The organism is Streptomyces sp. 184 (assembly GCF_045781775.1).
Lineage (GTDB): Bacteria > Actinomycetota > Actinomycetes > Streptomycetales > Streptomycetaceae > Streptomyces.
In genome coordinates this window covers 5,168,161-5,194,445 of sequence record NZ_CP123230.1, presented here as the reverse complement: position 1 = coordinate 5,194,445, position 26,285 = coordinate 5,168,161, and the positions used below count along the sequence as shown (strand labels likewise).

The following is a 26,285-nucleotide window of genomic DNA, read 5'->3' as shown; positions in this document are numbered from 1 at the left end:
CGGGTGTGCAGGGGCGCGGGCGTGCGGATGCTCAGCCGGGGTGCCCGGCCGCGTCGGTCGCGGCCGTGAAGGTACTGCGGTACGCGCGGGGAGAGACGCCGAGCTGACGGATGAAATGGGTGCGCATCGTCGTCGGCGAGCCGAAGCCGGCTTCCTGCGCGACGCGGTCGACCGGCAGGTCGGTGGCCTCCAGGAACTGCCGGGCGCGGTTGACGCGCCGGTGCAGGAGCCACTGGTGGGGCGTGGTGCCCAGGTGGATGCGGAACCAGCGGGTGAGCGTGCGCACGCTGACGCAGGCGTGCCGGGCGATGTCCTGGACCGTCAACGTACGGTCCAGATGGGCATCCAGCCAGCCGAGGACGGCGTAGAGCGCCGACAGGCCGTCGCCGGGTTCGTGGTGCGGTACGAGTTGCGCGTGGCCGGCCTCGCGCTGTAGCGGGACCACCATGCGGCGGGAGGTGCGGGCGGCGACGACCGCCCCGTGGTCCCGGCGCACGAGATGCAGGCACAGGTCCAGCCCGGAGGCGACGCCGGCGGAGGTGAGGATCGCGCCGTCGTCCACGTACAGCACCGAGGTGTCCACCTCGATCTGCGGGTAGCGGTCGGCCAGGGCCGCGGCGTGTTCCCAGTGCGTGGTCGCGCGCCGGCCGTCCAGCAGCCCGGCCGCGGCGAGGACGAAGCTGCCCACGCAGATCGAGGCGATGCGGGCGCCGCGCGCCGCCGCGGCGCGGAGGGCCCGGAGCATCTCGGGTGGGGGCTCGTCGAGGAACCGGTCGCTGCCCGGCACCACCACCGTGTCCGCGTCGGCCAACTGGTCCAGGCCCCAACCGGACTCCAGCCGCATGGCGCCAAATACCGCCGAGGTCGCCACACCTCCGGGCACGGTGCACACCCTGGTCTCGTAGTACGGCGTCCGACCGACGCCGGCCATTCCGAAGACGCCGCAGGGAATGGCCAGGTCGAGGGCGATGACGCCGTCCAGGGCGAGGATTGCCACCACATGCACGACGGTGAATGTAGACCGCCTGCCCGGGGACGTCGAAGCGGTTGCCGGGAAGCGGAGGCGATGCGGCGCACAGTCGTCCGTTTGGCCGCGCCCGGCGGGCCGCGCGGGTGGCGCGGTCCGCCGGACACGGCCGGGGAGATCGGCGGGGTCCTAGCCCCGGCCGCCGTGCGCCGTCGCGTCAGGCTGCTTCCGCGGAGGGGCGCAGGGCCTCGAACTCGCGAATGTCCCGCCGGGACCGGCGGAAGTCGTCCAGCCAGAGGAGGGACAGGCCGACGACGGCCCAGATGATCAGAGTGATCAGCGCGGCGGTGGCGCCGTGCCCGTCGAAGAAGGAGACCGAGCGCAGCAGCGTGCCCCCGGCGCCCGGCGGCAGCCATTGGCCGATCATGCCGACGGGCTCCGGCAGCAGCTCGGGGGCGGAGGTGATGCCGGCGAAGGGATTGCCGAAGATCACCACCAGCAGCGCGCCCAGCGCGATGCCGGAATGTCCGCGCAGTGCCCCGAGCCCGGCGACCACGGCGCCGCCGGCGAGCACGATGAGCGCGAAGACACCGGCCTGCGCCCACCAGTTGCCGGTGAGGATGTCCAGCCAGGTGTCGGTGATCAGCCCTGCCGTTACCCCGATCAGAGTGGCGGCTGCGAGCACCGCGCCGATCGCAGGGGTGCCGCGCATGCCCAGCAGGGGAACGACGGCGCCGAGCGCCAGGCCGGCGATGGCCAGGGGCAGGATGCTGGAGTTCAACGCACTGCCGCGCGGGTCGGCGGCCGGACTCGGGACCACGTCCTCCACCGGCATCGGCTCCTCGGCCGAAGCGCCGGACGCGGTGGCGGTGGTGGCCAGCAACTGCGCGACGGTGGGGCTGGCGGCGGAGGCGGTCAGCAGTTTGGGGCCCTCGGGTCCGCTCACCACCGCCCCGTAGACCTCGCGTTCCTCGATGGCGGTGCGGGCCGCCTGCTCATCCGGATAGATGTGCAGGTCGAATGCACCTTCGCGGGCGGAGAGTTGTTTCTCGATACCGGCGGCGGCGTCGGCGGGGGCGGCGATGCCGATGGGCAGATCGCGCGGTTCGAGTCGGGCATTGGGCCAGATGAAGGCCCACAGCGCCAGGGTGATGGCGAGGGGGACCATCACCATGGCGACGACCATGCTGCGGCTCTGGGTGCTCATAAGGCGGCCTCGTCGAAAGGGAAGAAGGGGTCCGGAATTCCGTGCGGACGCGGCACAACGGCCGCCTTCGCACGCCACCTTCATACCGGAAGTCATTGCCGTTGCGCGCTTTATGGAGGGTTCAGGCCGACTGTGCTATCACTTGCGGGCGTCGACGGGAAGACACGGCTTCCCGGTTCCTAATCTGGTGGCAGGGAAACGAATTGAGGAGCCGTGGCCGCCAGAATGCGTGCTGATGCGCAACGAAATCGTGAGCGGATCCTCTTGGCCGCTCGTCAGGTGTTCGTCGATCAGGGCCCGGACGTCGCACTGGAGAAAATCGCGCGGCGCGCCGGAGTGGGCATTGCGACCTTGTACCGGCGCTTTCCCAGCCGTGCGGACCTGATTCGCGGCGTCATCGCCGAGACGCTGACCGGGCTCTACGACCACGTGCGCCGGGCCATCGAGCAGGAGCCGGACGAGTTCGAGGCGCTGCGCCGGGCCATGCACACCGCCCTCGAACTCGAACTCGGGGTGCTGTTCTCGACGCTCTCCGGCAGGTTCGCCGTGGACGACCTCATCGAGGAATCGCAGCGTGACGCGGCGGCACTGCTCCAGGGGCTGGTGTTCCGGGCGCAGGCGGCGCAACTGCTCCGCGACGACGTGGGCTTCGGCGACATCGTCCTGGCGATCATCCGGCTGGGCCGGCCGCTGCCCGGCAGGCTGCTCCCCCTCGACCGCGATCTGGCCCACCGCCAGCTTGAGCTGTACCTGGACGGGCTGCGGCCCGCCGCTGCCCTGTCGCGCACCGCCCCGCTACCGGGCCCCATGATCAGCCTCGGCTGGTTCCGGCGCTTCCGCCGCCAATTCGGCCCCGCCTGGGGCCCGGCGAGTGAAAACTCGGAGAAGGGCTAGCCGGCCGCGTCGTACCCGGCGGAGATGTGCGGAGAATTCCACGTGGTAAACACCGTGGTCGGCGCGGCCCGCCGTGACGCACGGCGCCGCCGTACGCGGCCGGCCGGGGAGTCCGGCCGGCCGCTCACCGGGGCGAAAGGAGGGTCAGCGGTCGACCAGCCGTGTGAGCCGGTAGATCATCCTGCGATTCAGCGGCGGGAAAGTCGTCAGGGGCATGAGTGAGTCCCGTACGGCTCCCTTCACCGGACTGCGCACGGTGGCGGCGGCGTTGATGCGGCGGGTCACGCCGACGGCGTCGCGGGCGATCGGGAGGCGAATGCGCTCGTAGTCGTCCAGGACGCCGGGACCACCGCCGGTCAGTGCACGCGCCAGCAGGTCGCCCAGGGTGATGGCGTCCTGGATGCCGAGGTTCATGCCCTGGCCGATGATGGGACTGTTGACGTGCGCCGCGTCGCCGGCGAGGAAGACCCGCCCCACGCGGAAGCGCTCCGCGACCCGGTGGTGAATCTTGGTGTACGACTCGTTCGCCACGTCCAGCACGCGGATCCGCCGCCGGGCGGGACCTCTCTCCCGCAGCAGCGCCTCGACCCGTTCCGCGGTCAGCTCGCCGGGCAACTCGTCGACGGACAAGCACACCCGGTGCAGCCTGCCGGGCATACGGCCCATGATGACCGCGCCCGCGCGGGAGAAGAACAAGTGGATCTCGTCGGGCGTCGAGCCTTCGGCCAGCTCCAGATCGGCCAGGATGAACCGCTGGGCGAAGGTCTCGCCGGGGAATCCCGCCTTGATCAGTTTCCGCACGTCGCTGCGGGTGCCGTCGGCGCCGACCGCGTACGCGGCGCGCACGGTGCGCCGCTCGCCGTCCGTTCCCGTCACGGTCGCGACGACTTCGGAGGCGCTCTGCTGAACTGCCGAGACCCGGTACGGCCGGTGGACGTCGCCGCCGAGTTCGCGCAGCCGGCCGAGCAGGACCGCCTCGTTGACGTGCTGCGGCAACAGCACGGCGAACGGGAAGTCCGTGCGCAGCCGGTCGAGCCGGAGGGTGGCGATGTTGCGGTCGCGGTCGCCGGAGAAGATCCGGATCCGCTCGGCGCGGTTTCCCGCCTCGGCCAGCCGCTCGGCGACTTTCAGTTCCCGCAGCATCTCCAGGGTGCGGGGCAGCGTTCCGACCGCCCGGGAGTAGTTGCCGCCCTCTTCGGCGGCGTCGACGACCTGGCAGCCGACGCCCCTGGCGTGCAGGGTGGCGGCGAGCGCGAGCCCGGTGGGGCCCGCGCCGATCACCAGGACGTCCGTGGTCTCGGGGAGTTCACTCATGGTGGGAGGCGATCCCTTCTCGTAGGGCGTGGCGCGGCGCCGTACGGCGGTCGCCGTAGGGCGCGGCGCCCGGCGGCGAGTCAGCGGTCGATGAGGCGGGTCATGCGGGCGAGCATCGCCCGGTTCACCGCGGGGAGCCTCGGGGCGACGGAGAAGACGGCGTCGCGCACGCCGCCCTTCCAGGCGCTGCGCTCGGTGGCGAGCCGCTGGATCCGCCGCGTGACGGCGACGGCGTTGCGCGCGATGGGGCGGCGGACCCGCTCGTACGCGTCGAGGTCGTCCTCGCCGACCAGGAACACGGTCGCCAGCAGGTTGCCCAGGGTGATGGCGTCCTGGATGCCGAGGTTCATGCCCTGGCCGATGATGGGGCTGTTGGTGTGCGCGGCGTCACCGGCGAGAAACACCCGTCCGGTGCGGTATCGCTCCGCGACGCGGTGCTGGACGGGCGTGTCGGAGTCGGTCGCCAACCTTTGGACGTGGATCCGCCTGCTCACCGGCAGCCGCTCCAGCAGCAGTTCTTCCGCGGTCCCGGGTGTCAGCCCGTGGGGCACGTCGTCGACCGACAGGCACACGCGGTGCAGGCCGCCGGGCATGTTGCCCATGATCACGGTGCCGGCGCGGGAGAAGAACAGGTGCACCTCGTCCGGCGGTGACCCGCCGTCGAGTTGCAGATCGGCCAGGACGAGGCGGTGCCGGAAGGCGTCGCCGGGGTAGTCCACGCCGATGAGCTTGCGCACGGCGCTGCCGGCGCCGTCGGCGCCGACCGCGTAGGCGGCGCGGAGCGTGCGCTTCTCCCCGACCGCGTCCACCGCGGTGGCGACGACCTCGTCCCCGCTCTGCCGCAGGCCGCAGAGCCGGAAGGGCCGGTGGACGTCGCCGCCGAGCTCACGCAGCCGGCACAGGAGAATCCGCTCGGTGGCGTGCTGGGGGAGCAGGACGGCATACGGGAAGTCGGTACGCAGCCGGTCGAGCCGGAGAGTGGCGATGTCGCGGTCGCGGTCGCGGGAGAAGATCCGTACCCGCCGCGCGACATTGCCCACCTCCGCCATGCGCTCGGCGACCTCCAACTGGTGCAGCATCTCCAGCGTGCGCGGGAGGGTCCCGACCGCACGGGAGTGGTTGTGGCCCTCTTCCGCCTTGTCGATCACGCAGCACCCCACGCCGACAGCGCGCAGGGTGGCGGCCAGCGCCAGGCCGGTGGGGCCCGCGCCGATCACGAGAACGTCGGTGTAGTCGGGAAGTTCGCTCATGGTGGGGGTCCTCGGGCATCGGTGTCGTCGTGAGCGGTCCGGGTGACCCTGACACCCGTGAACAATGGTTTGCAAACACGTGTTTGCGTACCTTGGCGGCCATGGAATCAACGGAATGCCCGCCGCCCGCGAAGCGGCGACGGTCCGACGCCACCCGCGCGGCGATCCTCGCGGCCGCCCGCGAGCGGTTCGCCGCGGAAGGCTACGAGCGGGCGACGATCCGCTCCATCGCCAAGGACGCGTCCATCAACCCGTCGCTGGTCATGCGCTACTACGGCAGCAAGGAAGGGCTCTTCGCCGTCGCCTCGGCGATCGACCTGCGGCTGCCCGACCTGACCCGGCTGCCGGTGGACGAGGTCGGCGCCGCGCTCGTCAGCCACTTCTTCGGCGGGTGGGAGAGCGACGAGACGTTGACCGCCTTGCTACGCGCCGGCGCCAGCAACCCGATGGGTGCCGAGAGCATGCGGCAGATTTTCCGGACGCAGGTGGAGCCGCTGGTCACGGCCGTCTGCCCGCTGCCCGAAGAGGCGAGCGTGCGGGCGACGCTCATCGCCTCACAGATACTCGGCGCGGCGCTGCTTCGCTATGTGCTGCGCTACCCAGCGGCCAGGGACCTGTCCCTCGACGACCTGCTGGCATGGCTCGCGCCGGTCGTGCAGCACTACCTCACGGCCCCCGCCCCGTCCCCCGTCCCCTGACCTGTGTCGCCACCCCGCCCGGTGGCCCGTGTGCGACTGCGGAATATCCTCCGTCGTGCAACCCACCGCGGGCCACCAGCCGCCGTCGGCTGTCGTGGAGCCGGCGGGTGCGGCCCTCGCGATCGAGGACGGTGAGCAGTGGCAGCGCCACGCGTCGCGTAGTGCCGAGGGCATGGCAGGCATCGCTGACCGAGAACGGCTGGGCCGGCTCGTCGAGGAGGGTGAGTGCCTTGGCGGGGGCGTCGGGCAGCAGGACGACCGAGTCGGAGAGCCGGAGCAGGACGCCGGCACGGGCGGCCACCGCGATCTCCCGTCGGCCGAGCCCTAGTTCGGCCGGCCGCGGCGCATCGGGCGCCGCGAAGGGACGTTCGGTGAGCGCGCCGGCGACATGCCGTACGGCTGCGGCGACCGCCGCGGGCAGCTCGGGGGCCCCGGGGACGATGCGATCGGCCCGGAGTCTCAACGGCGTCGTCACGAGGGCCTTGACGAGTGCCGCCGCGGGCAGCTCCAGGTGCTGCCGGGCTGTTTCCACGGCCGGGCCGTCCTCGTAGGGGTGGTCGAACGCGTACGCGGCCACCAGTTCGGCCAGCCGTTCGCGCAGCCGGTTCCAGGGGGCGGGGCCGACGAGCCAGTCCGCCGCCGTCGGGGTACCGCGCACCGGCACACCCGTCGCCTTCAGCTCCGCGCGCCGGGCGAAGAGCCTGCGGCGCAGCTCACCGGCCTCTTCCGGCGTGCCGTCGAGGTCCCGGAGTACGACGATCCGCCGCGGCGCGGGCTCCGGCGCCGGATGCTCGGCGGACGAGCGCGCGCACCAGCGTCGTCTTCCTGTGGTCCACGTGACCTGCCGTCGCTATCACGCGCACGTCAGACATCCATCCACGGACAAACCGAAGCGAGTGCCACATTGCCATTCGGAGTGAGAGGCGGCGGAGACGGACGGGAATCGAACCCGCCTGGCCCGTATGACGGACCACACCGATTTTGAAGATCGGGAGGGGCACCAGCCACCTGAACGCCTCCAGGACCCGTTCTCTCGATTCCCCGAGCCTTTCGGGGCGGCGAGAGCGGCGTCACGCTCTCATGGTGCTGCTCGCGGCGTCAACAGTGGAACCGGCGATACCACTTCAGGGAGTTCTTGCCAAGGGAAGTGGTCCTCATGCCGGGTGTCGACCGCTGGCGCACACTTCGGACAAGCGCTTACGGGAGGCAGTGCACTGCTGCCCGGAGAATCATATGTGGAGGAGCCATGGGTCAACGCCATAGAAGGCGGTCCGTACTGAAGGGCGTGGTCGGCGTAGCGGCGGTGGCCGCTGCGGCGGCGCCGGCCGTGGCCGGCTCACCGGCGTCCGCCGCGCCGAGTCGGCGTGCCAAGCCCGGACTGGTCACGCACGTCACCGGTCTGAGCGTCGAAGTCGAGCTGGACGGCGGAGGCACTGCGTCTGTGCCCGCCGTCGGATTCCCGGACGGCTGGCGGATGCGGACCGGCGACGTAGTGATGGTGATGAATTCGGACGCCGACGGATCACCCGACCACGCCCTGCCGTTCGTCACGGCCGTCTCGGGACCGTTCCAGCCGGGTCCCCGGAGCGAGGCTCACGTCGACGGACGGCGGATACGCATCCTCCCGGAGACGGTGCGAAACGGAGAGCGCAGGACCGGGGGCTCCCACGCCGTGGCTTTCTGCATGGAGAACCGGCACGAGAGCGTACTCACCGCCACAGCCGTCCGTTTCGGAGGCTGAGGTGCAGGCTGCCGGGCTTCTGCTCCTCCTGCCGGTATCCGGCGTGTTGCTCTGGGCCGGCCTGGAAAAGCTCCGGATGCGCGCCGAGTTCGCCCGCACGCTCAGCGGCATCGGCTTCACGGGCCGTACGCGGCGTGCACTGATCCTGCTCGTTCCCGCAACCGAACTGCTCGTGGCCGGAGCGCTGCTGATCACCCCGTCGGCGATGTGGACGCGATACGCCGTCGGAGCGCTCGGTCTCGCGTTCGCCGCGGCGGGAGCGATGGCCCTGCGTGCCGAGCGGGTGATCGAATGCTCGTGTTTCGGCGCGGGTGGCCGCGCCCTGGGCCGACGTCAGATCGTACTGCTGCCCGTGTGGCTGGGCGTTGCCGCGGCCTTGCAGCTCACGGGCCCGTCCTGGTCCGCCACGGCCGGCGTCCGAGGTCTTGCCGGAGTGCTCGTGGCGATCTGCGTGCTGCGCGCCGTGTCCCTCGCCCACGTCCTGAGGGCGGCGGTGGGCTATCGGCGCGCCATCGATGAGTCCGCGCGTGTGCTCAAGCCGCTGGTCACCGCACGCATCAAGGAACCGGAGACACTATGACGATCGTGCTGTCGGTTTCCGTCGTGGTGACGGCGGTGCTGGTCTTCCTCCTGCTCGGCTCGCAGATCGAGATGTACCGGTTGATCGAGCAGATCCGCAAGCACGGAGGTCTGGTCGATCGACCGCAGCCCATCGAGATAGCCAAGGTGGGGGAGCCGCCGAGCAGCGCCGGGCTCCCGGCGGAACTCGACTCGGCAGCAGCCGCGATCGCGCTGCTGCTGTCCGACAAGTGCGCGAACTGCCGGTCTATCGCCGCCTCGCTGGACGGTTCCGTACCCCCTGACGTGCTGCTCGTCATCGCCGCACAGGACCCCGCCATCGATCCCGACCTGACCCTGAGCTACGACCTCGACCCCAACCGCACGATCATCGACCCCGCCGCGCGGGTCTGGGATGAACTCGGCATCAACACCAGCCCGGTGGCCGTCGTCGTGAAGCACGGCCGCCTCACCCGCGCCACCACCGTTCCCTCGACCCGGCAGCTCGACGTGCTGCGGAAGTCGCTGCAAGACGAGGAACTCCATGACATCGGCAAGCCGTCCTCGCTGAAGGGAAGTGACCCCAGATGACCGGTGTGGAAGCACCGCAAGTCCACACGACCGCAACGCGTACCGCCCCCGACGAATCCGGTGGGGTGGAGTCGGTGGGTCGTCGTGGCGCGCTCGGGCTGCTGGGAAGAGGCGGCCTGGCCATCGTCGGCGGGCTTGCCGGCATGGTCGCCACCTCCAGCACCGCCAAAGCCTCCCCGCAGGTACGCGAGGTGTTGTGCTGCCATCTTTCCTCGACACCGAACTGCCCCCTCGGCTGCCCCAACAGCTACACCGTGTGCTGCCCTTCCGGATACAGCAGAAGGGCCTGGACATGTTCTTTCGGGTCCCGGTTCATCGCGTGCTATGAATGCACCAAGTCGGGGAACTGCTACAGCGGCCCGTTCGCCTGCTCTCGCGCAGTGGACCAGACGTGACTCCTGAACACCTCGGACTGGCCGGCGTCCTGTTGGCGGCGGTGGCGGGTTTCGCGCAGCTCTTCAGTCCTTGAGGCGTTTCCTTCGTGGGCATGCTCCGGCCGATGATGGAGGTGCCCGGCCCTCTCGTGCAGGGGGCCAGCACGAAGAGGCGGAGCCAAGCCGCCTACCCCCTGGGTGCTCTTGCCGGAGGGTTTCTGCTTTCGAGCGTTCTGCTGTTCGCGACGCTCGCATTCGTCGGCGCCGCCTTCTGGGTCGGTTCCCTGCCGTTGACTCTGCGAGCTGTTCTGGCGGCGGTACTGGCCACGGGGATGGTCGTCGTCGAGGTCGTCGGCCTCAGGTCGGGCGCGTACTGCAAACTGACGCTGCGGCGCCAGACCCCCCAGGCACTGGCAAGCAGATTCGGCTCTCGTCTCGGGCCACTGATGTGGGGGCTGGACACGGGACTGGCATGGACGACGATCAGAGTGTCCACGGCCACCTGGGTGGTCTTCGCACTGTCCCTTCTCCAGCTCGTGCCGTGGTGGACCGGCCTGGCGTACGGCGTGGGGTTCTGCCTCCCGCTGACGTTCGTCACCCTCGTGCTGCCCTGGCATCCCCGGGAGGATTTCGAGGAGCCGCACTGGGTCCTGCGGATGCTGCACCGCATCCGCCCAGCCGTCCGGGTCGGCTGCTTCGCCAGCCTGCTGGTGATGACCGGGATCCTGGGAGGTAATGCACTCACCGGTGGCTGAGTTGGCACCCCTACCGGGCACCCGTCTCGTCCGGATCGGTAGCGGCTCGGGCGAAGCGCCGGGTGAAAGGGGAGCGTCCGGTTCGATCGGACGCTCCCCTGCTTCATTCGACGATCCCCAGCCTGTGGCCGGCCTGGGCCAGAGCCTGGAGTTTCCAGCCCGGCCGTCGGCCGCCGGGTACCGGGCGGACGCCCAGCCGGCCGGCGAGGTAGTCGATCTGACCCTGCACCGCACGGACGGTCATCCCCAGCTCTGCGGCGATGTCACGGGCCTGCGGCGGGTAGCGGAGATCCGTGGTGCGGCACAGGGCTGCCAGCACGGCGTGGCCGCGCGTACCACGACGCGGCCTCCACTGCGGGTCGAACAGCCCTTGGACGCACGCCGAAGCCGGCAGCGGCGGCGGTCTGTACGGCTCGGGGCCGTGGACGGTGAGGAAGTGCACGGTGCCGGCGGTGACGCCGAAGAGCTCGAAGGGGATCGGGACTCTGCCACCGCCGAGTTCGATGCCGAACTGCTCGCTCGTGTATTCGAGGTTCCAGACGGTGAGCGGCTGCCAGCGGTGGTGATTGGTGAGGTAGCACGTGGTGCTGTCCAACTCCAGGACACCCCATGTGCCTTCGACGAGCAGATCGCACCCACACCCCCCGCAGCGGCAATCACCGAAGGTGAAGTGCTGTGCCGGTGTGATGTCGATGTACGAGGAGGAGGCTTGCTCTGGCACGGGCTGGATGGACGCCACTGTCGGTTTCCGCCCAGCGGTCCGCATGGACACCCGCCCGTCTCTCACGCGGCATTCGCCGCGAGCACCGCACCCAGGAGGCCGGTGTCCCGTTCCGGCGGTATGCAACGCAGGGCCGGCAGGCAGTGTCCGTGCGGGATCCGGCCCACGGCGCACGGGCTCCCACGCCGGAGCGGCGCGGCCGGCGCGAGGGGCAGCCGGGTGGCCCACCCGGGCAGTTCGACCCAGGGAGCGCCGCGTCCCCCGCCACACCCCGCGCTCGCCACGACCGCCTCCTCGACGCCGCGCCTCCCCGATTGGCCGACGAGCACCACCGCACGCGTGTGCAGGCTGTCCGCGTCCGCGTGCACCGCGGTCCGGGCGGGTGTCGTCGGTGCCATGAGCGTGGCTTCGAGGGCGGCGAGAGTGAGCTTGTCCACTCGCGCGGAGCGGGCCGGCGGGTGGCGGCGCAGGGTATGCAGGACCGCACGGGAGCCGAGCAGAAGGCCGGCCCGCGGCCCGCCGAGCAGCTTGTCGCCGCTGGCGATGACCAGCGTGCTGCCCTGGGCCAGCCATGCCGAGGCGTCCGGCTCGTCGCGGAGCACCGGGTCGGGGGTGGACAGGCCGGATCCGATGTCGCCCACGACGACGGCGCCGAGCCCGGCGAGGTCGCGTACGGGGACCGTGCCAGTGAAGCCTTCGATCCGGAAGTTCGAGGGGTGAGTCTTCAGGATGAATCCGGTCTCCAGCCCGAGCGCCCGCCCGTAGTCGGCGATCGTGCGATTCGTCGTACCCACCTCGTGCAGCCGCGCACCGGTGGCGAACGGCAGTTCCGGTAACCGGAAGCCGTCGCCGATCTCCACCAGCTCTCTACGGCCCACGATGATCTCCCGCCCGGCGGCCAGCGCCGTCGCGGCCGAACCAGCGCGGCGGCGCCGTTGTTGACGACGTGCACCACCTCCGCAGCCGGTACGGCCGTACGAAGTGCCCGCAGCGCTCCCCGGCCGCGTGCGGCCCGGACGTCGTACTCCACGTCCACGTAACCGGCCGCGAACTGCACGGCCTCGACGGCCTCCGGAGCGAGTGGGGCGCGGCCGAGGTGACAGGTGGCCGAGGAGCCCGAAGCCGGTCACATCCGTCGCGCACACCGCCCGGGCCGCGAGCGCGGCCTGCGACTCCCTCGCGTTGAGTCGGGTCATCGAGTCGACGGCGTGGGGAAAGCGTTGTCCCGTGGCCTTGTGCCGGGTGTTCAGTACTCCGACACCCAGAGGCTTGGTCAAGGTCAGCGGATCGCCGGCGCGGCCGGCATCGCTGCGCAGCAGTCGCTGGGGAGAAGCGACTCCGGTGACCGCGAGACCGTACTTCGGCTCGCTGTCCACGATGCTGTGCCCGCCGCTCACATGGCATCCGGCCCCACGGGCGGTGTCCCAACCCCCGCGCAGCACCTCGTCGGCCAACTCCAGTGGCAGTGTGTCGGGGGGCCAGGCCAGCAGATCGACCGCCATGAGCGGCGTGCCGCCCATGGCGTAGACGTCGGAGAGTGCGTTGGCCGCGGAGATGCGCCCCCAGTCGTAGGTGTCATCCACGACCGGGCCGAAGAAGTCCGTCGTCAGAACCGCGGCCTGAGTCCTACCGAGACGGATGACCGCCGCATCGTCGGCAGGGTGCAATCCGACCAGAAGCTCGTTCTCCGCGGCTTCCGGCGGGCCCGCCGGCGGCAGTCCGCCGAGGAGTGTCTCCAGATCGGACGGCGGTAACTTGCATGCGCAGCCTCCACCCGCGGCGTACTGGGTCGAACGCACCATTGATCTCCCATCTCGATGTCGTCGCATGGCAACGCACCTCGGGAAGAGGTAGTTGGTGAGGGCGCCTGACGGCATTGGACCAGATCGCCGCGGAGACGGTCGAGGTGCGCGCTCGAACGAAGCCTTTGGAGCGTTTTCGACCGCGGTTTTCCTCAGTTGCACAGGCAGCGAGGACTTCGCGCTGCGGGCGTACGACAGTCGACGTGTCAGGAGCGTGCTGGCAGCATGACGGCCACCGCGACCGAGGTCGTGAGCACAGACGTGAACGACGGAGTGGAGAGTGCGGATGGTGCGGCTGCGGGCTGCCCTTACGCTGGTCGCTTTCATGGCCGTCGCCTGCGGTGGCGGAGATACCGCAGGCGATGCCAATGGGTACGGCATACCGGAGAAGTTGCGGGTGGGCGTCGTACCGAACGTTGCGCCGGATCGGCAGAACGCGAAGTACGAACCGCTGCGGGCATATCTGGCCGACCGGCTCGACACCGAGATCGAGCTATTCGTGGCGACGGACTACGCGGGAGTGGTGACCGCCCTCGCCGCGGAGCAGATCGACATCGCCTACCTCGGTGGGTTGACGTATGCCCAGGCCGAACGGAAAGTGGACGTGACGCCGCTGGTCACCGAGACGGACGAGGAAACCGGCACCGAGGAGTACCTGTCCGGCATCGTGGTGCGCAGCGACTCCCGGTACGAGTCCGTGCGGGATGTCCTCGACGCACACGGAGAGTTCGCTTTCGGAGACGTCAGCTCGACCTCCGGCAGCTTGTATCCACGGATGATGCTGAACGCGGCCGGGGCGCGGTGTTCGTCGAATGCGATCGACCAGTGCCCGCCGCTGTCCGAAGTCACCTTCACCGGCGGCCACGACGCCACCGCCCAGGCGGTGGTGAACGGCTCCGCCGATGCCGGCGGGCTGGAAATACGTATCCTGCGGGGCCTTGAGGACGAGGGCGCCGTCCCCGAGGGGGACCTTCGGATCGTCGAGAAGAAACGGGTCATGGGCTACCCCTGGGTGATTCGCGACGAACTGGGCGGCGCGGCGGCCACCTCGGTCACCAGGGCTTTCAAGGAGATGAAAGACCCGCAACTGCTGGACCTGATGCAGACCAGCGAATACCGGGAGGTGTCCGAGAGCGACTACGCGGCGATCAGGGAACGGGCCGAGGAACTGGGCCTGCTCACCACCGACGGATGACCCCCGCCTGACCGGCCCGTTCACGATTGGGGGCAACCGCCTGATGAACATCGAGACCGAGGGCCTGGCCGTGTCGTTCCCGGGGCGCGGCACACCCGCCCTGGACGACGTGAGCATCACCATCGACCATGCCGAGCACGTCGTGCTCCTCGGCCCTTCCGGCTCCGGCAAGACCACCCTGCTGCGCTGCATCCTCGGAGGCGTCACACCGGACCGGGGCCGCGTCCGGGTGGGCGGACTCACCACCGCACGGCCCGCCGAACTCCGCCGGATCCGCCGCAGGGCCGGAGTGGTGCGCCAAGAGACCGCCCTGGTGCCGGGGTTACGGGTCCAGACCAATGCGGTGCTGGGCACCGCCCCCGCCTGGAGGCTGCGGGAGTGGGCAGCCGTCCTGCGCGGCGGAATCCCATCCCGTCACGCAGAGCGCGTTCATGCCCTCGCCGACGCCCTCGGCATCCGCGACTACCTCACCGACCGCGTGGAAAACCTCTCCAGGGGCCAGCAGCAGCGCCTCGCAGTGCTGCGGGCGGTGCTCCCGGCCCCGCGTCTGCTGCTGGCCGACGAGCCCACCTCCGGGCTCGACCCGGTCACCGCACGGGCCGCGGTCGACGCGTTGCTCGTCGAAGGAACCACGGTCATGCTCTCCACCCACGACCTGGACCTCGCGCGACGGTTCACCCGCGTCATAGCCCTGCGCGCGGGCAGGCTCGTCCACGACGGCAGCGGACTGTCCGACCGGGACATCGCAAGGATCTACCCGGGAACACCGGTGGGCACATGACGCGCAGCCGACCCGCCGAGGCCGCCAGAACGCGACGTGCCGGAAGACCGAAGACCTCGTGGTTGCTCCTTGCCCTCGCCGTTGCCGCCGTCGTCTGGTCGCTGCACGGGACCGGCGTGAACGGGGCGAACGCGCTCGCCGGCTGGTCGGGTGCCCGAGAATTCGCGGCCGGGTTGATCCCGCCGCGGTTCGAGGGGGAGTTCCTGCGGTCCGTGGCCGCCGCGGTGCTGGAGACCCTACAGATCTCGATCGCCGCGCTGTTCCTCGGCGTCGCGATGGGACTCGCCCTGTCCGTGCCCATGGCGGGCAACATGGGCGCCCCCGTCTGGCTGGCGGCGGGAGCGCGCCTGCTGGCCGCAGTCTTGCGCTCGGTGCCCGAACTGCTGTGGGCGCTGCTGTTCGTGGCGGTGGTCGGCCTCGGCCCGGCGGCCGGCGTCTACGCCATCTCCCTGCACGCCGCAGGGTTGCTCGCCAAGCTCGTCTCCGAACAACTGGAAGCGGTCGACCCGGATCCGGTCGAGGCGCTGCGACTCACCGGTGCCTCCGGGTTCACCGTCGGCATGCTGTCGATCCTGCCCCAGGCGCGGACCGGCATCGCCTCGCTGGTGCTGTACCAGTGGGAGTGCAACATCCGCAGCTCCGCGATCGTCGGTTTCGTCGGCGCCGGCGGTATCGGCCAGGCCATGGGAATCTCCATGCACCTGTTCCGCTACCGGGACCTTGCGACCCTGGTGCTCGCGCTGCTGCTGCTCGTTCTCGCCGTGGACCAGGTCTCGCGTTCGTTGCGCACGCGCATGGGAGCCGTGACCCACAGCCTCGCACCCCGGCGGAGCCGAGGACCGTTCGGCCGTCGCTGATCGGCCGGCCGGGGCCGACGAGTGCCGACGCACACCGCCGGGCCGCAGGGCGCGGCCCGTGCACTGCCCCCGCGGCGGGCGGCTGCGCCTCCCGGCGGGGCGCTCCACCACGGTGGCGTCGGTGCCGGGGCGGTTGGGAGGGCCGGTGCCGGGGCGGTGATGCGGGGGGCCGGGGCGCGGGCCGGGGCCGGGTGCCACGAGGCGGTGGCGCGGGTCATGAGGACGGCGGTGAGCAGGATCGGGATCAGTGCGCCGACGTGGGTGGGGCGGCTGGTTGCGGACACGATGGTGGTCCTTTCACGACACGCCGCCCGTCGCCATGGGCGTCAGCCGCCGGACTCGGGCGGCTCCGGAGTGGCTTCGGCCTGTCCGGTCTCGTCGGGGGTCTCGCCCCAGAGGGGGACCGCGTGCTGTTCGAGGTGGTCGAGGAGTGCGAGACCTTCTGCGGCCCAGGCGATCTCGGTGCGGGCCTTGGCGGCCTCGCCGCGGAAGGCGAAGAGCTTGAAGGCGACGATCGCTTCGTGCTCGGCTTCGGGGCGTTGTCTGAGGCGGGAGCGCAGCAGGGGGACGCGGTGGGCTTCGAGGTCGTCGACCATGCGTTCCCAGGCGACGAGCGCGGTCGTGTAGTGGGCGTGATGGGCGCGTAGCTGGTCGCGTGCGGCGGCATAGGAGGAGAACTCGAAGTGGGCCGCGCGGACGCGCGAGGGGTCGCGTTCGGGTGCGTAGGGGGCGGGTTCGCCGAGCCAGGAACGCAACTCCGCGAGGCCCGTGGCGGTGAGGGAGTAGACGCGCTTCTCGGCTCGCTTGCCGCGGGGGACGACTTGGACCTCGACGAGTTCGTCCTGCTCCATGCGGCGCAGTTCGGGGTAGATCTGGCTGTGCGGGGCCTGCCACATGTACGCGACGGTGCCGTCGAAGTAGCGCAGCAGGTTGTAGCCGGTCATGGGCTCGGCGGTCAGCACGGCGAGCAGCGCGTGACGAAGGGACACGGTGGACCTCGGGTCGGCTTGCGGATGGGTCGGGAGAAACTGATGACGATAGTCATCAGTGGACTGTAGTGGCCTGCGGTGACACGTCTTCGCGCAGCAGCTTCCGTACGTTGCCCGGGGTGAGCGGGAGCCGCGTCACCGGGCCGGCGGCCGGGCCGAGGGCGTCGGCGACGGCGTTGGCGACGGCCGCCGGGGTGCCCACCATGCCGGACTCGCCGGCGCCCTTGAGGCCCAGGGGATTGGTGGGTGTCGGATGCTCGACGACGATCACGTCGATCTCCGGCAACTCCGCGGCGGTCGGCATGAGGTAGTCGCCGAACGACGTGGAGAGCGGCTGGCCGTGCTCGTCGTAGACCAGTTCCTCCAACAGCGTGCCGCCGATCCCCTGGGAGGCCGCGCCCGCGATCTGGCCGCGCACCAGTTCCGGGTTGACCGCCCGTCCGACGTCGTGCAGGACGGCGTGCCGGAGAACGCGGACGGTGCCGGTCGCGGCGTCGACGGTGACGAGCGAGAGGGCGGTCCCGAAGGAGAAGCTGGGGTGCGGCTTGTCGAACCGGCCGCGCCCCGCCGGGAGCTTCCCGGCGGGGCACGTCGAGCCGGCCGCCCCGAGGACGGTGCCCCGGTCGAAGCGCACCTCACCGGGTTCTCCGCCCACCGCCTCCGCGGCCTTGGCGAGCAGGTCCTGTGCCGCGAGCACGATGGCGTTGCCCGCCAGCAGCGTCGAGCGGCTGGCGAACGCCCCGAAGCCCATGGGGACGGCCGTGGTGTCGGAGAAGTCGACGGTCACGTCCTCGATGGGCACGGACAGCGCGTCCGCGGCGATCTGGGCGAGGGCGGTCTCCACGCCCTGGCCGAGTGAGGAGACGCCGGTCCGCACGGTGAACGTGCCGTCGTCGCCGGCCTCGATGATCGCGTCCTCGAAGGGCCCGACGCCACCGATCTCCACGTACGGCGCGAGGCCGACCCCGGCCAGCTCCCCCCGCTGCCGCAGCCGCTCCCGCTCGCGCGTGAGTGCCTCGTAGTCGGTGCGGCCGAGGAGCGTTTCGAACGAGGCGGGGAAGTCGCCGCTTTCGTAGCGCACGGGAGGCACACCGGGCTGCTGCGGCGGGTCGAAGGCGAAGGGTACCGCCTCGGCCGGGATCAGGTTGCGCCGGCGCAACTCGGCCGGGTCGAGGTCCAGCCGCGCGGCGAGCAGGTCGAGCGCGCGCTCGCGGGCGAACGTCGCCTCGGTCATGCCGGGGCCGCGGTACGTCCCGGTGGGCGTGCGGTTTGTCATCACGCCGGTGGAGTCGACCGCGTACGCCTCCCAGCGGTACGGGCCCGCGACGTGGAGGGCGGGCAGCAACTCGGGGAGGATCCCCTGGGAGCGCACGTAAGCGCCCTGGTCGCACGTCGCCCGGTCGCGGAAGGCGAGCAGCCGGCCGTCGGCGGTGGCGGCGATCTCCAGGTCGTGCTCCTGCTCGCGGGCGTGGTTGGTCGCCACGAAGTGCTCGGCCCGGTCTTCGGTCCACTTCACGGGCCGGCCCAGCCGCATGGCGGCGAAGGGCACGAGGAAGTCCTCCGGGTAGGGCTCGCCGCGTACGCCGAAGCCACCGCCGACGTGCACCTCGACGACCCGGATCCGCTCGGGATCGAGGCCGAGCATGGTGCCGAGGGCCTGCCGGGTGAAGTGCTTGACCTTGGCCCCGCCCCACAGGGTGAGCCGGCCCTCGTCCGCGTCGTACTCGGCCAGCAGGCCGCGGGTCTCCATGGGGACGGCGGTGTGACGGTGCATGGTCAGCCGCTCCCGGACGACCACGTCGGCACGGGCGAAGGCGGCGTCCACGTCGCCGTGCCGGAGGGAGACGGTGCTGACGGTGTTGTCGGTGCTCGACTCGTGCAGTCGCGGGGCGCCTTCGGCGAGGGCGACGGCCATGGTGGCGGCCACGTCGAGGTCGTCGATGTCCACGTCCACCATCTCGGCGGCGTCTTCGGCGACGTACGGGTCCTCGGCGACGACGATTGCGACGGGCTCGCCGACGTAGCGCACAGTGCCGCGGGCCAGCGGGGGTTGCAACAGCGGGCCCGTCTCGGCTGTCTCGGCGAACGGCAGCCGGACGGGGATACGGACGTCCGGCAGGTCTTTGGAGGTGTAGACGGCCAGCACCCCCGGCATGGCAAGCGCCTCGGTGGCGTCCAGTTCCGTGATCCGGCCGTGTGCGAGCGGGCTGCGCACGACGCGGGCGTGGAGCTGGTTCTCGCGGTCGATGTCGGCGGAGTATCGGGCGCGGCCGGTCAGCAGGTCGTCGACGCCGCGCCGCGGTACGGAGGTGCCGATGGACGGGGCTCGTCGGTTCACGATGTCTCCTTCAGCCGGCCGAGAGCGCGCTTCACGAGCGCTTGGACGAGTTCGCGCCGGAAGACGCCGGCTTCGGGATCCGCCCCGGGTTCGGCCGCGGTCGCGGCCAGCCGGGCGGCCTCGCCGCATGCCGGGTCGGTCAGCAGTTCTCCGGTCAGTGCCGCCTCCGCCTCGCGGGCGCGCACGGGTACGGGCCCGACGCTGCCGAGGGCGATGCGCACGTCCGTGGCACGCCCGTCGCCACCGACGGCGACCGCGACGGCTGCCGAGGCCATGGCGAAGTCGCCGCTGTGGACTTGGAACTCCTCGAAGACGCTGCGCAGTCCGGGCGGCGGGGCGGGGAAGCCAACCTCGACGAGCATCTCCTCGGGTTCGAGCGCGGTGATGAAGGGGGCGAGGAAGAAGTCGGAGGCCGGCACGGTCCGCGTGCCGTCGACGGACTGGAGGGTGAACTCCGCGTCGAGCGCGGCGGCGACGACCGGCAGCTCGGCGGATGGGTCGGCGTGGGCGAGGCTGCCTCCGCAGGTGCCGCGTACGCGGATGGGGTGGTGACCGATGGACGCGGCGGCCTCGCGGAGCGCCAGCCAGGCGCCGGTCAGTCCGGTGGCGCGCTCCAGCTCCAGGTGCCGGACCAGTGCACCGACGCGCAGGCCGCCGCCGTTCCCGCGGACGTACCGGTGGGTGGTGATGCGGCCCACGTCGACGAGGTGGCTGGGTCGGGCCAGCCGGTAGGCCATGAGCGGGATCAGGCTCTGCCCGCCCGCGAGGAGCTTGGCGTCCTCCCCGCCCTCGTGCAGCAGGTCGAGCGCCTCCGGGACTCCGGTGGCGCGGGCGTAGGCGAACGGCGGCGGCTTCATGCTCCGGCCTCCTTCCTGGCGCGCTGGGCGGCCCGCACCGCCGCGACGATCGGGACGCCGCCGGTGCAGCGGCAGATGTTCGAGGACAGCACCTCGGTCACCCGCTCCGCAGAGGCGTTCGGCTCGTCGTCGAGCAGGCCGTGGGCCAGCATGAGGAAGCCGGGGGTGCAGAAGCCGCACTGGAGCGCGCCGCCGTCGCGGAACGCCCGCTGCACGTCGGAAAGCCGTACGTGCCGCTCGTCCCCTCCGTCCGGCTCAGGGTGGTCGGCCAGCCCTTCGACCGTCTGGATACGGCTGCTCTGCGCCTGAACGGCCAGGACGAGGCATGCGCGCACCGGCAGGCCGTCGAGCAGGACGGTGCAGGCTCCGCAGACGCCGTGCTCGCAGCCCAGGTGCGTGCCGGTCAGGCCGGCGTCGCGGAGCGCGTCGGCGAGGGTGTGGCGGGGTTCGACGGTGCAGGTGACGCGGCTGTCGTTCACGTTGAGTTCGACGGTCACGGGGTCGAGCGGCGGGAGCCAGGTGGCGGGCTGGTTCATCGTCTGCCTCCAGGGACGGGCCGGCGGTGCGCGGCGCCGGGCGGTTCGGGTCGTGCGGATCGTTCAGGCGGAGAGTGCGTCGTACGCGAGGGACACGGCGTCCCGCGTCAATCCGGCGCCCAGAGCGAGTGACAGCAGCATCCGGGCCTTGAGCGGGGAGACCGCGCCGGCGCCGATCAGTCCGCGGGCCAGCAGATCACGCTCGGAGCCGGGGAAGTCGTACGTGTCCCGGTACAGCTCGCCCGCGCCGGTACGGGAGGCGAGGACGACGGGCATCCGGGCGGCCAGCGCCTCGGCGTCGGTGACCGCCCAGGCGGGCAGGTGCCCGGCGCCGAAGCCGGCCAGCACCGCCCCTTCGTAGCCGAGCTCCGGCAGGAGGGGCAGCAGCCGGATGTCGTCGCCGAGGGTGGCAGTGAAGAGGGCGACCGGCGCGGGCCTGACGGGGACGGGGAGGGGGAGTGCCGGCAGCCGGGCAGGGCGAAGCGGGATGCGGATACGCCCCTCGGCCACCCAGCCGAGAGGGCCGAGGCCGGGGGAGGCAAACGCGGAAAGCTGCGTTGTGTGCCGCTTCTGCACGTAGCGGGCGCTGTGCACCTCGCCGTTCATCACCACCGTGACGCCGAGGCCCACGGCGGCGTCGCTTGCCGCGAGGCGGATGGCGTCCAGCAGGTTCGCCGGCCCGTCGGCACCCGGCTGGCCGGGGTGGCGCATGGCGCCGGTGAACACGACGGGGACTGCGGCATCGCCGAGCAGGTCGAGGGCGAAGGAGGTCTCCTCCAGGGTGTCGGTGCCCTGGGTGATGACGACGCCGCCGCAGCCCCGGTTGGCTAGCTCGGCGACCTTGGCGTGCAGGCTCACCACGTCGTCCAGCGTGAGGTGGGCGCCGGGCAGCCGGCGGAAGCTGCTGCTCGACACGTGCGCCCCCGCAGGCTCGGCGTGCAGCGCCGCCAGCAGTTCGTCTGCGCCGAGGCTGGGGGACACCCCGTGACCTGCGGCGCGTGGCGTCATGGCGATCGTGCCCCCGACGGCGAGCACGTGCACTCGCACCGGCTCTGTACCCATCTGCGCGACTCCCTCGGCTCTCCGGCTCCCGGGTTCGGATCCGGCTGGACTAGCTTTTACGTATCAGGATACCTATATTGATACTGTAAAACCAGACGCGAAGAGCGAGAGGACATGCGCATGGTGTGCTGGCCCCTTCCGGTGATCCCCGAGATGAGCGAGCGGCAGGAGGGCTTCATGGCCCCCAACCTCAGCCCCAAGGGGCTACAGCTCATCCCGAACGAACTCGCCGAGGGCGTGTACGGCCTGATGGCGAACAAGTTGCCGAAGGACAACAACGGCCTCGTCATCGGCGACAAGGCGGCCCTGGTGATCGACTCCGGAATCACCCCCGACGTGGGCCGCTACATCCAGGAGATCGTCTCCTCGATCACCGACCGGCCAATCCTCTACCTGGCCAACACGACCTTCCACGGTGACCACACCTTCGGCAACGTCGCCTTCGGAGACTCCGTCACGGTCATCTCCTCGCGGCTGAACAAGGCGTCCATGACGGACCTGGAGGAAGAGAAGGAGTACCGCTCGGAGAGCATGTACGGCGACCCGGGCTTCGAGAGCGTCACGGCCTGGCGCACGCCGGACCTCGTCTTCGACCGCTACTGCGAGATAGACCTGGGCGGGCGCGAGGTACAACTCTGGCACTTCGGGCCGGGCAACGGCTCGGGCGACACGATCGTGTACGTGCCGGACGCCAAGGTCGCCTGGGTCGGCAACTTCCTGCGCCACCCCGGCATTCCGCCGATGCTGCTGGCCGGCGATCCCGTCGGCTACGCCCGCTCCCTGCGGTCCCTCAGGGCGACCCTGGCCCCCGAGACCCTCGTACCCGGCCACGGGCCGCTCACCGACGCCGACGCGGCCATCACGTACATGCTCAACTACGTCGAGAAGATCGGCCTCGACGTGGCCGAACGGCGGGCCGGCGGTATGGACCTGCGGACGACCATGACGGATCTGCCGCTGACGGACCCGCTCGACCTGGCGACGGTCGTCGCCGAGCCCGAGCCGGGCGAGCCCGAGCGCTTCGCCAAGCTGATGCGCTCCAACCACGAGCTGAACGTCCTGCTCACCTACCGCTGGCTGGAGGCGACCAGTCCCGTCGGAGCGGGTGTGCAGCGCGGCTGAACCACACGGCCCCTTCGTCCCTCATTCCCGTCGACCGGGGCCACCCGCGGCCGTCGTACCGAGGAGGTAACCATGCAGATGCAGCACCACTTCGCCGTTCCGATCGCCGCCGACGAGGCATGGAAGGTGCTTCTCGACGTCGAGCGCATCGCCCCGTGCATGCCGGGCGCTTCACTGGACTCGGTCGAGGGGGACACCTTCGGCGGGCGGGTGAAGGTGAAAGTGGGCCCGGTCGGGCTCACCTACAAGGGAACGGCCGAGATCGTCTCCAGGGACGAGAGCACGCACACGGCCGTCATCAAGGCCAGGGGCAGAGACAGCCGCGGCAACGGCACCGCCACCGCGACCGTCACCATGGTCCTGTCCGCCGCGGCCGACGGAGCCGAGACCGGAGTGGACGTGCTCACGGAACTCGACGTGACCGGACGACCCGCCCAGCTCGGCCGCGGAGTCATGGCCGATGTCGGTGGCCGGATCATCGGGCAGTTCGCCGCGGCGCTCGCCGAGCAGCTCCACGAGGAGCGGTCCGCGTCCGTGCACCGGCTGCCGGTCGAGCGGAATGCGGAGCTCGACGGCGATGACTTGCCGGCCGGCGCACCGCCGACCCCCGGGTCCGCGGGGTCGGCGGTGCTCGCCGGGTCGCCACACTCGTCGACGAGGCCGGCCTCCGACCTGTCCGCCCGGGCCGCGCCCGCCGCCCGGACCACTGCGGCGCGGCGCACCTCACCGGACACCGTGCAGGTACTCGGCCTCGCGGGCGGCTCCGTGCTGCGCGTCCTGGGGACGTCGCTGCGCGGCGTGTTCGTGGGGTCGGCTCGCCTCGTACGGCGTCTGCTGACCCGCACGGCCCGGTGAGGCCGCGGTTAGCCGGGCCCGCGCGGACGGCCGGACGTGGCTGGCTCCCCCCGGCCACGTCCACCGCCGCCCCGGGGCCCGTAGACCCGCGGACGCCACGGACCAACGGCACGGTCCACGCCGCCGGTAACAGCGCCGGCCGCAACCGCCCCGCAGCCGTACCCGCCGCGGCACCTCCACCACCTCCACCACCTGCGCCCACCGTCCCCACCGCGCCCACCGTCCCCACCGCGACCACGCGACCACCGCGACCACCGAAACCAGGGACTCCCATGAGCACCGGCACCGAAATCATCGGCATCGACACCGACTTCCTGACCATCCCCCTCAAGAAGCCGCTGGTCACCGCCGCGTTCCCGATCCCCGCCATCGACACCGCGCTCGTCCGTGTCCGCACCCGTGACGGCCACCAGGGCGTCGCCTGGAGCTTCGCCTTCGGCCGCGGCCGGGTCGCCGCGCTGCTGCAACTCGTCGACGACCTCGCCGAGCTGGCGCAGGGCGCAGACGCCACAATGCCGGAGGCACTGTGGGCGCGGATGTCCGGCGCCGTCGGGTTCGTCGGCCGGCGCGGCCTCGCCGCCCTGGCCATGTCCGCCATCGACACCGCCTGCTGGGACATCACCGGCAAGGAGGCGGGGCTGCCCGTGTACAAGCTGCTTGGCGGCCACCGCGACCGCGTGGAGACCTACGCCAGCCAGGGCCTGTGGCTGGACCGGTCTCGCGAAGAACTGGTGGAGGAGGCGTGGGGCCTGGTGGAGGAAGGGTTCCGCGCGGTGAAGATGCGGGCGGGACTGCCCGACCACGCCGAGGACATCGCGCGGGTGGCGGCCGTACGCAAGGCCATCGGCCCCGACGTCAAGCTGATGGTCGATGCCAACCAGGCATGGGACCTCAAGCAGACCCTGCGCATGGCCGCGCGGTTCGAGCAGTACGACCTGTACTGGCTGGAGGAGCCCATGCCGCACACCCGCGTCGACGACTACGCCGCCGCGGCCTCCGCCATGAGCATCCCGCTGTGCACCGGCGAGTCCAACTACTTCAAGGACGAGCTGCTGACCCTGGCCCGGCGCCGCGCGGCCGACTACCTCATGCCGGATCTCATGCGCATGGGCGGGGTCACCGAGTGGATGAAGGCCGCGCGGATCTGCGAGGGCTTCGAGGTGGCCGTGACGCCGCACCTCTTCATGGAGCACTCGGCACACCTGGCCTGCGCCGCGCCCAACGCCGTCTGGCAGGAGTACCAGCCGTGGTGGCAGCCGATCATGGCCCTGCCCCCGGCTTTCGACGACGGCTGCCTCGTTCTCGGCGACCGGCCGGGCTTCGGTATCAGCCTCGACGAAGACGCGGTCGCGCGCTACCGGGTGTGAACCCCGGCCCTCCGCCGACCCCTGAAAGGAGTGACCGCACGTGCCCGACTTCGACCTGCTGATCAACGGCGGCACGGTCGTGACGCCCACGGGGCGCCGCCGCGCCGACGTCGCCGTACGCGACGGCGTGATCGCCGCCCTCGGCTCGCCGTCCCGCGGAACCGCGCGGGAGACCGTAGAGGCCGACGGACTGCTCGTGCTGCCCGGCGGCGTCGACACCCACGTCCACCTCATGGACCCCGGCGACACCGACCGGGAGGACTTCCCGTACGGCACCCGCGCAGCCGCCGCGTCCGGGGTCACTACGATCATCGAGCATTCCCACGGCAGGCCCGTCCGCACTCCGCAGGAGCTGCGGCAGAAGGTCCGCCACCTCACCGGGCGCGCATACGTGGACTTCGCCCTGGCCGCGCACGCCTGGCCGGGGGACACCGCCGCCGTCGCCGACCTGTGGCGGGCGGGTGCCGCCTTCTTCAAGGTCTTCACCTGCACCACCCACGGCATCCCGGGACACACCGCGGCCGGCCTGCTCGCCCACCTGCGGGCCACCGCGGCGGCGGGCGCGGTCAGCCTCCTGCACTGCGAGGACGAGTCGTTGACGCAGGCCGCGGAAGAGGTGCTGCGCGCCGAGGGGCGTACGGATGGGGGGCTGCTGCCGGAGTGGCGGACGCGGGACGCCGAGGTGGTCGCCGCCGCCGTCGCCGCCCTGCTGGTCCGGCGGGCCGGCGCCCGGGCCACGGTGGCCCATGTCAGCCATCCCGAGGTGGCGGAGTACCTGGCGCGGGAGCGTGCCCGCGGTGCGGCGATCGCGGCGGAGACGTGCCCGCAGTACCTGCTGCTGCGGGAGCACGAGGTGCTCCGGCACGGGGCGTTCCGCAAGTTCACCCCGCCCGCCCGGGCCCGGCACAACGCCGACGAGGCCGCGCTGTGGCGGTTGCTGCGCGACGGCGGGCTGACGCACATCTCCTCCGACCACGCCCCCGCGACCGCCGAACAGAAGCGGGCCGGCGGCATCTGGGATGTGCACTTCGGCCTCCCCGGCCTCGACAGCACGATGACCGTGCTCCTCGACGCCGCGGCGCGCGGCGAGTTGGCGTACGAGGACATCACCCGTCTCTACGCCGAGACCCCCGCCAAGACGTACGGCCTGTGGCCCGCGAAGGGTGCGCTCGCCGTCGGTTCCGATGCCGACCTCGCACTCGTGGACCCCGAGGAGCGCTGGACCCTCACCGACGGCGACGTGCTGTCCAAGGCCGGCTGGACCCCCTTCCACGGCCGCCCGATGACCGGCCGTGTCGTGGTGACCTACCTGCGGGGGCAGCGGATCTACGGGGACCGGCGGGTCCCGCACGACCGTGCGGGACGTTTCCTGCGCGGCGCAGGGTCACCTGGTGGCCCGCACGGCTGACGCCGGCGCCGAAAGACTTCGCCCCCGGGAGACGTAGCGGCTTCCG

Annotated in this window: 25 protein-coding genes, 1 tRNA gene and 2 pseudogenes; 13 read left to right on the top strand and 15 right to left on the bottom strand. The window is 71.4% G+C overall.

The genetic code is table 11. The features are described 5' to 3' along the window. Positions 1-31: 31 nt before the first annotated feature. Positions 32-1,006: a GlxA family transcriptional regulator gene (locus tag QBL21_RS21945; protein ID WP_407563934.1), complete on the bottom strand. Its 975-nt coding sequence runs from the start codon at positions 1,004-1,006 to the stop codon at positions 32-34. A 178-nt stretch (positions 1,007-1,184) separates the two neighbouring features. Next, the gene (locus QBL21_RS21940; RefSeq protein ID WP_407563933.1) at positions 1,185-2,174 is read right to left on the bottom strand and encodes an ABC transporter permease; all 990 of its coding nucleotides are present in this window, start codon (positions 2,172-2,174) and stop codon (positions 1,185-1,187) included. Between the two features lie 213 nt (positions 2,175-2,387). Here QBL21_RS21940 and QBL21_RS21935 point away from each other — a divergent pair, with 213 nt between their 5' ends. Beyond that, positions 2,388-3,068 (top strand): TetR/AcrR family transcriptional regulator, encoded by a 681-nt coding sequence (locus QBL21_RS21935; protein WP_407563932.1) that lies wholly within the window; start codon positions 2,388-2,390, stop codon positions 3,066-3,068. Positions 3,069-3,212: 144 nt separating this feature from the next. Here the strand turns inward: QBL21_RS21935 and QBL21_RS21930 are convergent, their stop codons facing one another. Both QBL21_RS21930 and QBL21_RS21925 read right to left on the bottom strand, forming a co-directional pair. Further along, positions 3,213-4,382, bottom strand: a complete 1,170-nt coding sequence (locus tag QBL21_RS21930; RefSeq protein ID WP_407563931.1) for an FAD-dependent monooxygenase — start codon at positions 4,380-4,382, stop codon at positions 3,213-3,215. 80 nt (positions 4,383-4,462) lie between these two features. Further along, positions 4,463-5,632: an FAD-dependent oxidoreductase gene (locus QBL21_RS21925; RefSeq protein WP_407563930.1), complete on the bottom strand. Its 1,170-nt coding sequence runs from the start codon at positions 5,630-5,632 to the stop codon at positions 4,463-4,465. A gap of 101 nt (positions 5,633-5,733) precedes the next feature. Here QBL21_RS21925 and QBL21_RS21920 point away from each other — a divergent pair, with 101 nt between their 5' ends. Then, positions 5,734-6,330 carry a TetR family transcriptional regulator gene (locus QBL21_RS21920; RefSeq protein ID WP_407563929.1) on the top strand — a complete coding sequence of 199 codons (597 nt, stop codon included), beginning with the start codon at positions 5,734-5,736 and terminating at the stop codon, positions 6,328-6,330. On the opposite strand, the gene QBL21_RS21915 is transcribed toward QBL21_RS21920, so the two are convergent. Together QBL21_RS21915 and QBL21_RS21910 are read right to left on the bottom strand one after the other, a co-directional pair. Next, a complete protein-coding gene (locus QBL21_RS21915) occupies positions 6,299-6,988 on the bottom strand; it encodes a SelB C-terminal domain-containing protein (protein ID WP_407563928.1) in 690 nt (229 codons plus the stop codon). The two genes, QBL21_RS21920 and QBL21_RS21915, sit on opposite strands and share 32 nt — an antisense overlap. A gap of 269 nt (positions 6,989-7,257) precedes the next feature. Beyond that, positions 7,258-7,350 (bottom strand) — tRNA-Sec (locus QBL21_RS21910). 226 nt (positions 7,351-7,576) lie between these two features. Here QBL21_RS21910 and QBL21_RS21905 point away from each other — a divergent pair. The 4 genes from QBL21_RS21905 to QBL21_RS21890 all read left to right on the top strand — a co-directional run bounded on the left by QBL21_RS21905 (position 7,577) and on the right by QBL21_RS21890 (position 10,349). After that, on the top strand, positions 7,577-8,071 hold the full coding sequence (locus tag QBL21_RS21905; protein ID WP_407563927.1) for a hypothetical protein: 495 nt from the start codon (positions 7,577-7,579) through the stop codon (positions 8,069-8,071). A 1-nt stretch (position 8,072) separates the two neighbouring features. Then, positions 8,073-8,651: a MauE/DoxX family redox-associated membrane protein gene (locus tag QBL21_RS21900; protein WP_407563926.1), complete on the top strand. Its 579-nt coding sequence runs from the start codon at positions 8,073-8,075 to the stop codon at positions 8,649-8,651. Then, positions 8,648-9,220, top strand: coding sequence for a hypothetical protein (locus tag QBL21_RS21895; RefSeq protein ID WP_407563925.1), 573 nt, complete (start codon positions 8,648-8,650; stop codon positions 9,218-9,220). The genes QBL21_RS21900 and QBL21_RS21895 overlap by 4 nt, the downstream gene beginning before the upstream one ends. A gap of 499 nt (positions 9,221-9,719) precedes the next feature. Further along, the gene (locus QBL21_RS21890; RefSeq protein ID WP_407563924.1) at positions 9,720-10,349 is read left to right on the top strand and encodes a hypothetical protein; all 630 of its coding nucleotides are present in this window, start codon (positions 9,720-9,722) and stop codon (positions 10,347-10,349) included. 103 nt (positions 10,350-10,452) lie between these two features. Here QBL21_RS21890 and QBL21_RS21885 read toward each other — a convergent pair whose 3' ends face one another. From QBL21_RS21885 to selD, 4 genes and pseudogenes are all read right to left on the bottom strand, one after another. Then, positions 10,453-10,944: a hypothetical protein gene (locus tag QBL21_RS21885; RefSeq protein ID WP_407563923.1), complete on the bottom strand. Its 492-nt coding sequence runs from the start codon at positions 10,942-10,944 to the stop codon at positions 10,453-10,455. A 188-nt stretch (positions 10,945-11,132) separates the two neighbouring features. Then, positions 11,133-11,930 carry a hypothetical protein gene (locus QBL21_RS21880; protein WP_407566504.1) on the bottom strand — a complete coding sequence of 266 codons (798 nt, stop codon included), beginning with the start codon at positions 11,928-11,930 and terminating at the stop codon, positions 11,133-11,135. 119 nt (positions 11,931-12,049) lie between these two features. Continuing rightward, positions 12,050-12,127, bottom strand: a pseudogene (locus tag QBL21_RS21875) (hypothetical protein); the annotation flags it as partial. Between the two features lie 43 nt (positions 12,128-12,170). Continuing rightward, a pseudogene (gene selD, locus QBL21_RS21870) lies at positions 12,171-12,899 on the bottom strand (selenide, water dikinase SelD); the annotation flags it as partial. A gap of 259 nt (positions 12,900-13,158) precedes the next feature. Here selD and phnD point away from each other — a divergent pair. The 3 genes from phnD (at position 13,159) to phnE (ending at position 15,705) form a co-directional block, all read left to right on the top strand. Beyond that, complete coding sequence (gene phnD / locus QBL21_RS21865) at positions 13,159-14,067, top strand: phosphate/phosphite/phosphonate ABC transporter substrate-binding protein (protein WP_407563922.1); 909 nt, start codon at positions 13,159-13,161, stop codon at positions 14,065-14,067. A 43-nt stretch (positions 14,068-14,110) separates the two neighbouring features. After that, positions 14,111-14,848: a phosphonate ABC transporter ATP-binding protein gene (locus QBL21_RS21860; RefSeq protein ID WP_407563921.1), complete on the top strand. Its 738-nt coding sequence runs from the start codon at positions 14,111-14,113 to the stop codon at positions 14,846-14,848. A gap of 62 nt (positions 14,849-14,910) precedes the next feature. Further along, entirely contained in the window at positions 14,911-15,705 is a 795-nt protein-coding gene (phnE, locus tag QBL21_RS21855; protein ID WP_407563920.1) for a phosphonate ABC transporter, permease protein PhnE, read from the top strand. Between the two features lie 326 nt (positions 15,706-16,031). Here phnE and QBL21_RS21850 read toward each other — a convergent pair whose 3' ends face one another. From QBL21_RS21850 to QBL21_RS21830, 5 genes are all read right to left on the bottom strand, one after another. Then, positions 16,032-16,694, bottom strand: a complete 663-nt coding sequence (locus tag QBL21_RS21850; protein ID WP_407563919.1) for a PadR family transcriptional regulator — start codon at positions 16,692-16,694, stop codon at positions 16,032-16,034. Positions 16,695-16,749: 55 nt separating this feature from the next. Next, entirely contained in the window at positions 16,750-19,032 is a 2,283-nt protein-coding gene (locus QBL21_RS21845) for a xanthine dehydrogenase family protein molybdopterin-binding subunit (RefSeq protein ID WP_407563918.1), read from the bottom strand. After that, the gene (locus QBL21_RS21840) at positions 19,029-19,889 is read right to left on the bottom strand and encodes an FAD binding domain-containing protein (RefSeq protein WP_407563917.1); all 861 of its coding nucleotides are present in this window, start codon (positions 19,887-19,889) and stop codon (positions 19,029-19,031) included. Before QBL21_RS21840 ends, QBL21_RS21845 begins: the two co-directional genes overlap by 4 nt. After that, positions 19,886-20,425: a (2Fe-2S)-binding protein gene (locus QBL21_RS21835; protein WP_407563916.1), complete on the bottom strand. Its 540-nt coding sequence runs from the start codon at positions 20,423-20,425 to the stop codon at positions 19,886-19,888. The genes QBL21_RS21840 and QBL21_RS21835 overlap by 4 nt, the downstream gene beginning before the upstream one ends. Before the next feature lie 63 nt (positions 20,426-20,488). Further along, positions 20,489-21,487 carry an asparaginase gene (locus tag QBL21_RS21830; protein ID WP_407563915.1) on the bottom strand — a complete coding sequence of 333 codons (999 nt, stop codon included), beginning with the start codon at positions 21,485-21,487 and terminating at the stop codon, positions 20,489-20,491. 153 nt (positions 21,488-21,640) lie between these two features. Between QBL21_RS21830 and QBL21_RS21825 the strand changes: the two genes are divergently transcribed. The 4 genes from QBL21_RS21825 (at position 21,641) to QBL21_RS21810 (ending at position 26,239) form a co-directional block, all read left to right on the top strand. After that, positions 21,641-22,609, top strand: a complete 969-nt coding sequence (locus QBL21_RS21825) for an MBL fold metallo-hydrolase (protein ID WP_407563914.1) — start codon at positions 21,641-21,643, stop codon at positions 22,607-22,609. Positions 22,610-22,681: 72 nt separating this feature from the next. Beyond that, positions 22,682-23,464: an SRPBCC family protein gene (locus tag QBL21_RS21820; protein ID WP_407563913.1), complete on the top strand. Its 783-nt coding sequence runs from the start codon at positions 22,682-22,684 to the stop codon at positions 23,462-23,464. Positions 23,465-23,736: 272 nt separating this feature from the next. After that, a complete protein-coding gene (locus QBL21_RS21815; RefSeq protein WP_407563912.1) occupies positions 23,737-24,831 on the top strand; it encodes a mandelate racemase/muconate lactonizing enzyme family protein in 1,095 nt (364 codons plus the stop codon). A 40-nt stretch (positions 24,832-24,871) separates the two neighbouring features. After that, complete coding sequence (locus QBL21_RS21810; protein ID WP_407563911.1) at positions 24,872-26,239, top strand: dihydroorotase; 1,368 nt, start codon at positions 24,872-24,874, stop codon at positions 26,237-26,239. Positions 26,240-26,285: the final 46 nt, after the last annotated feature.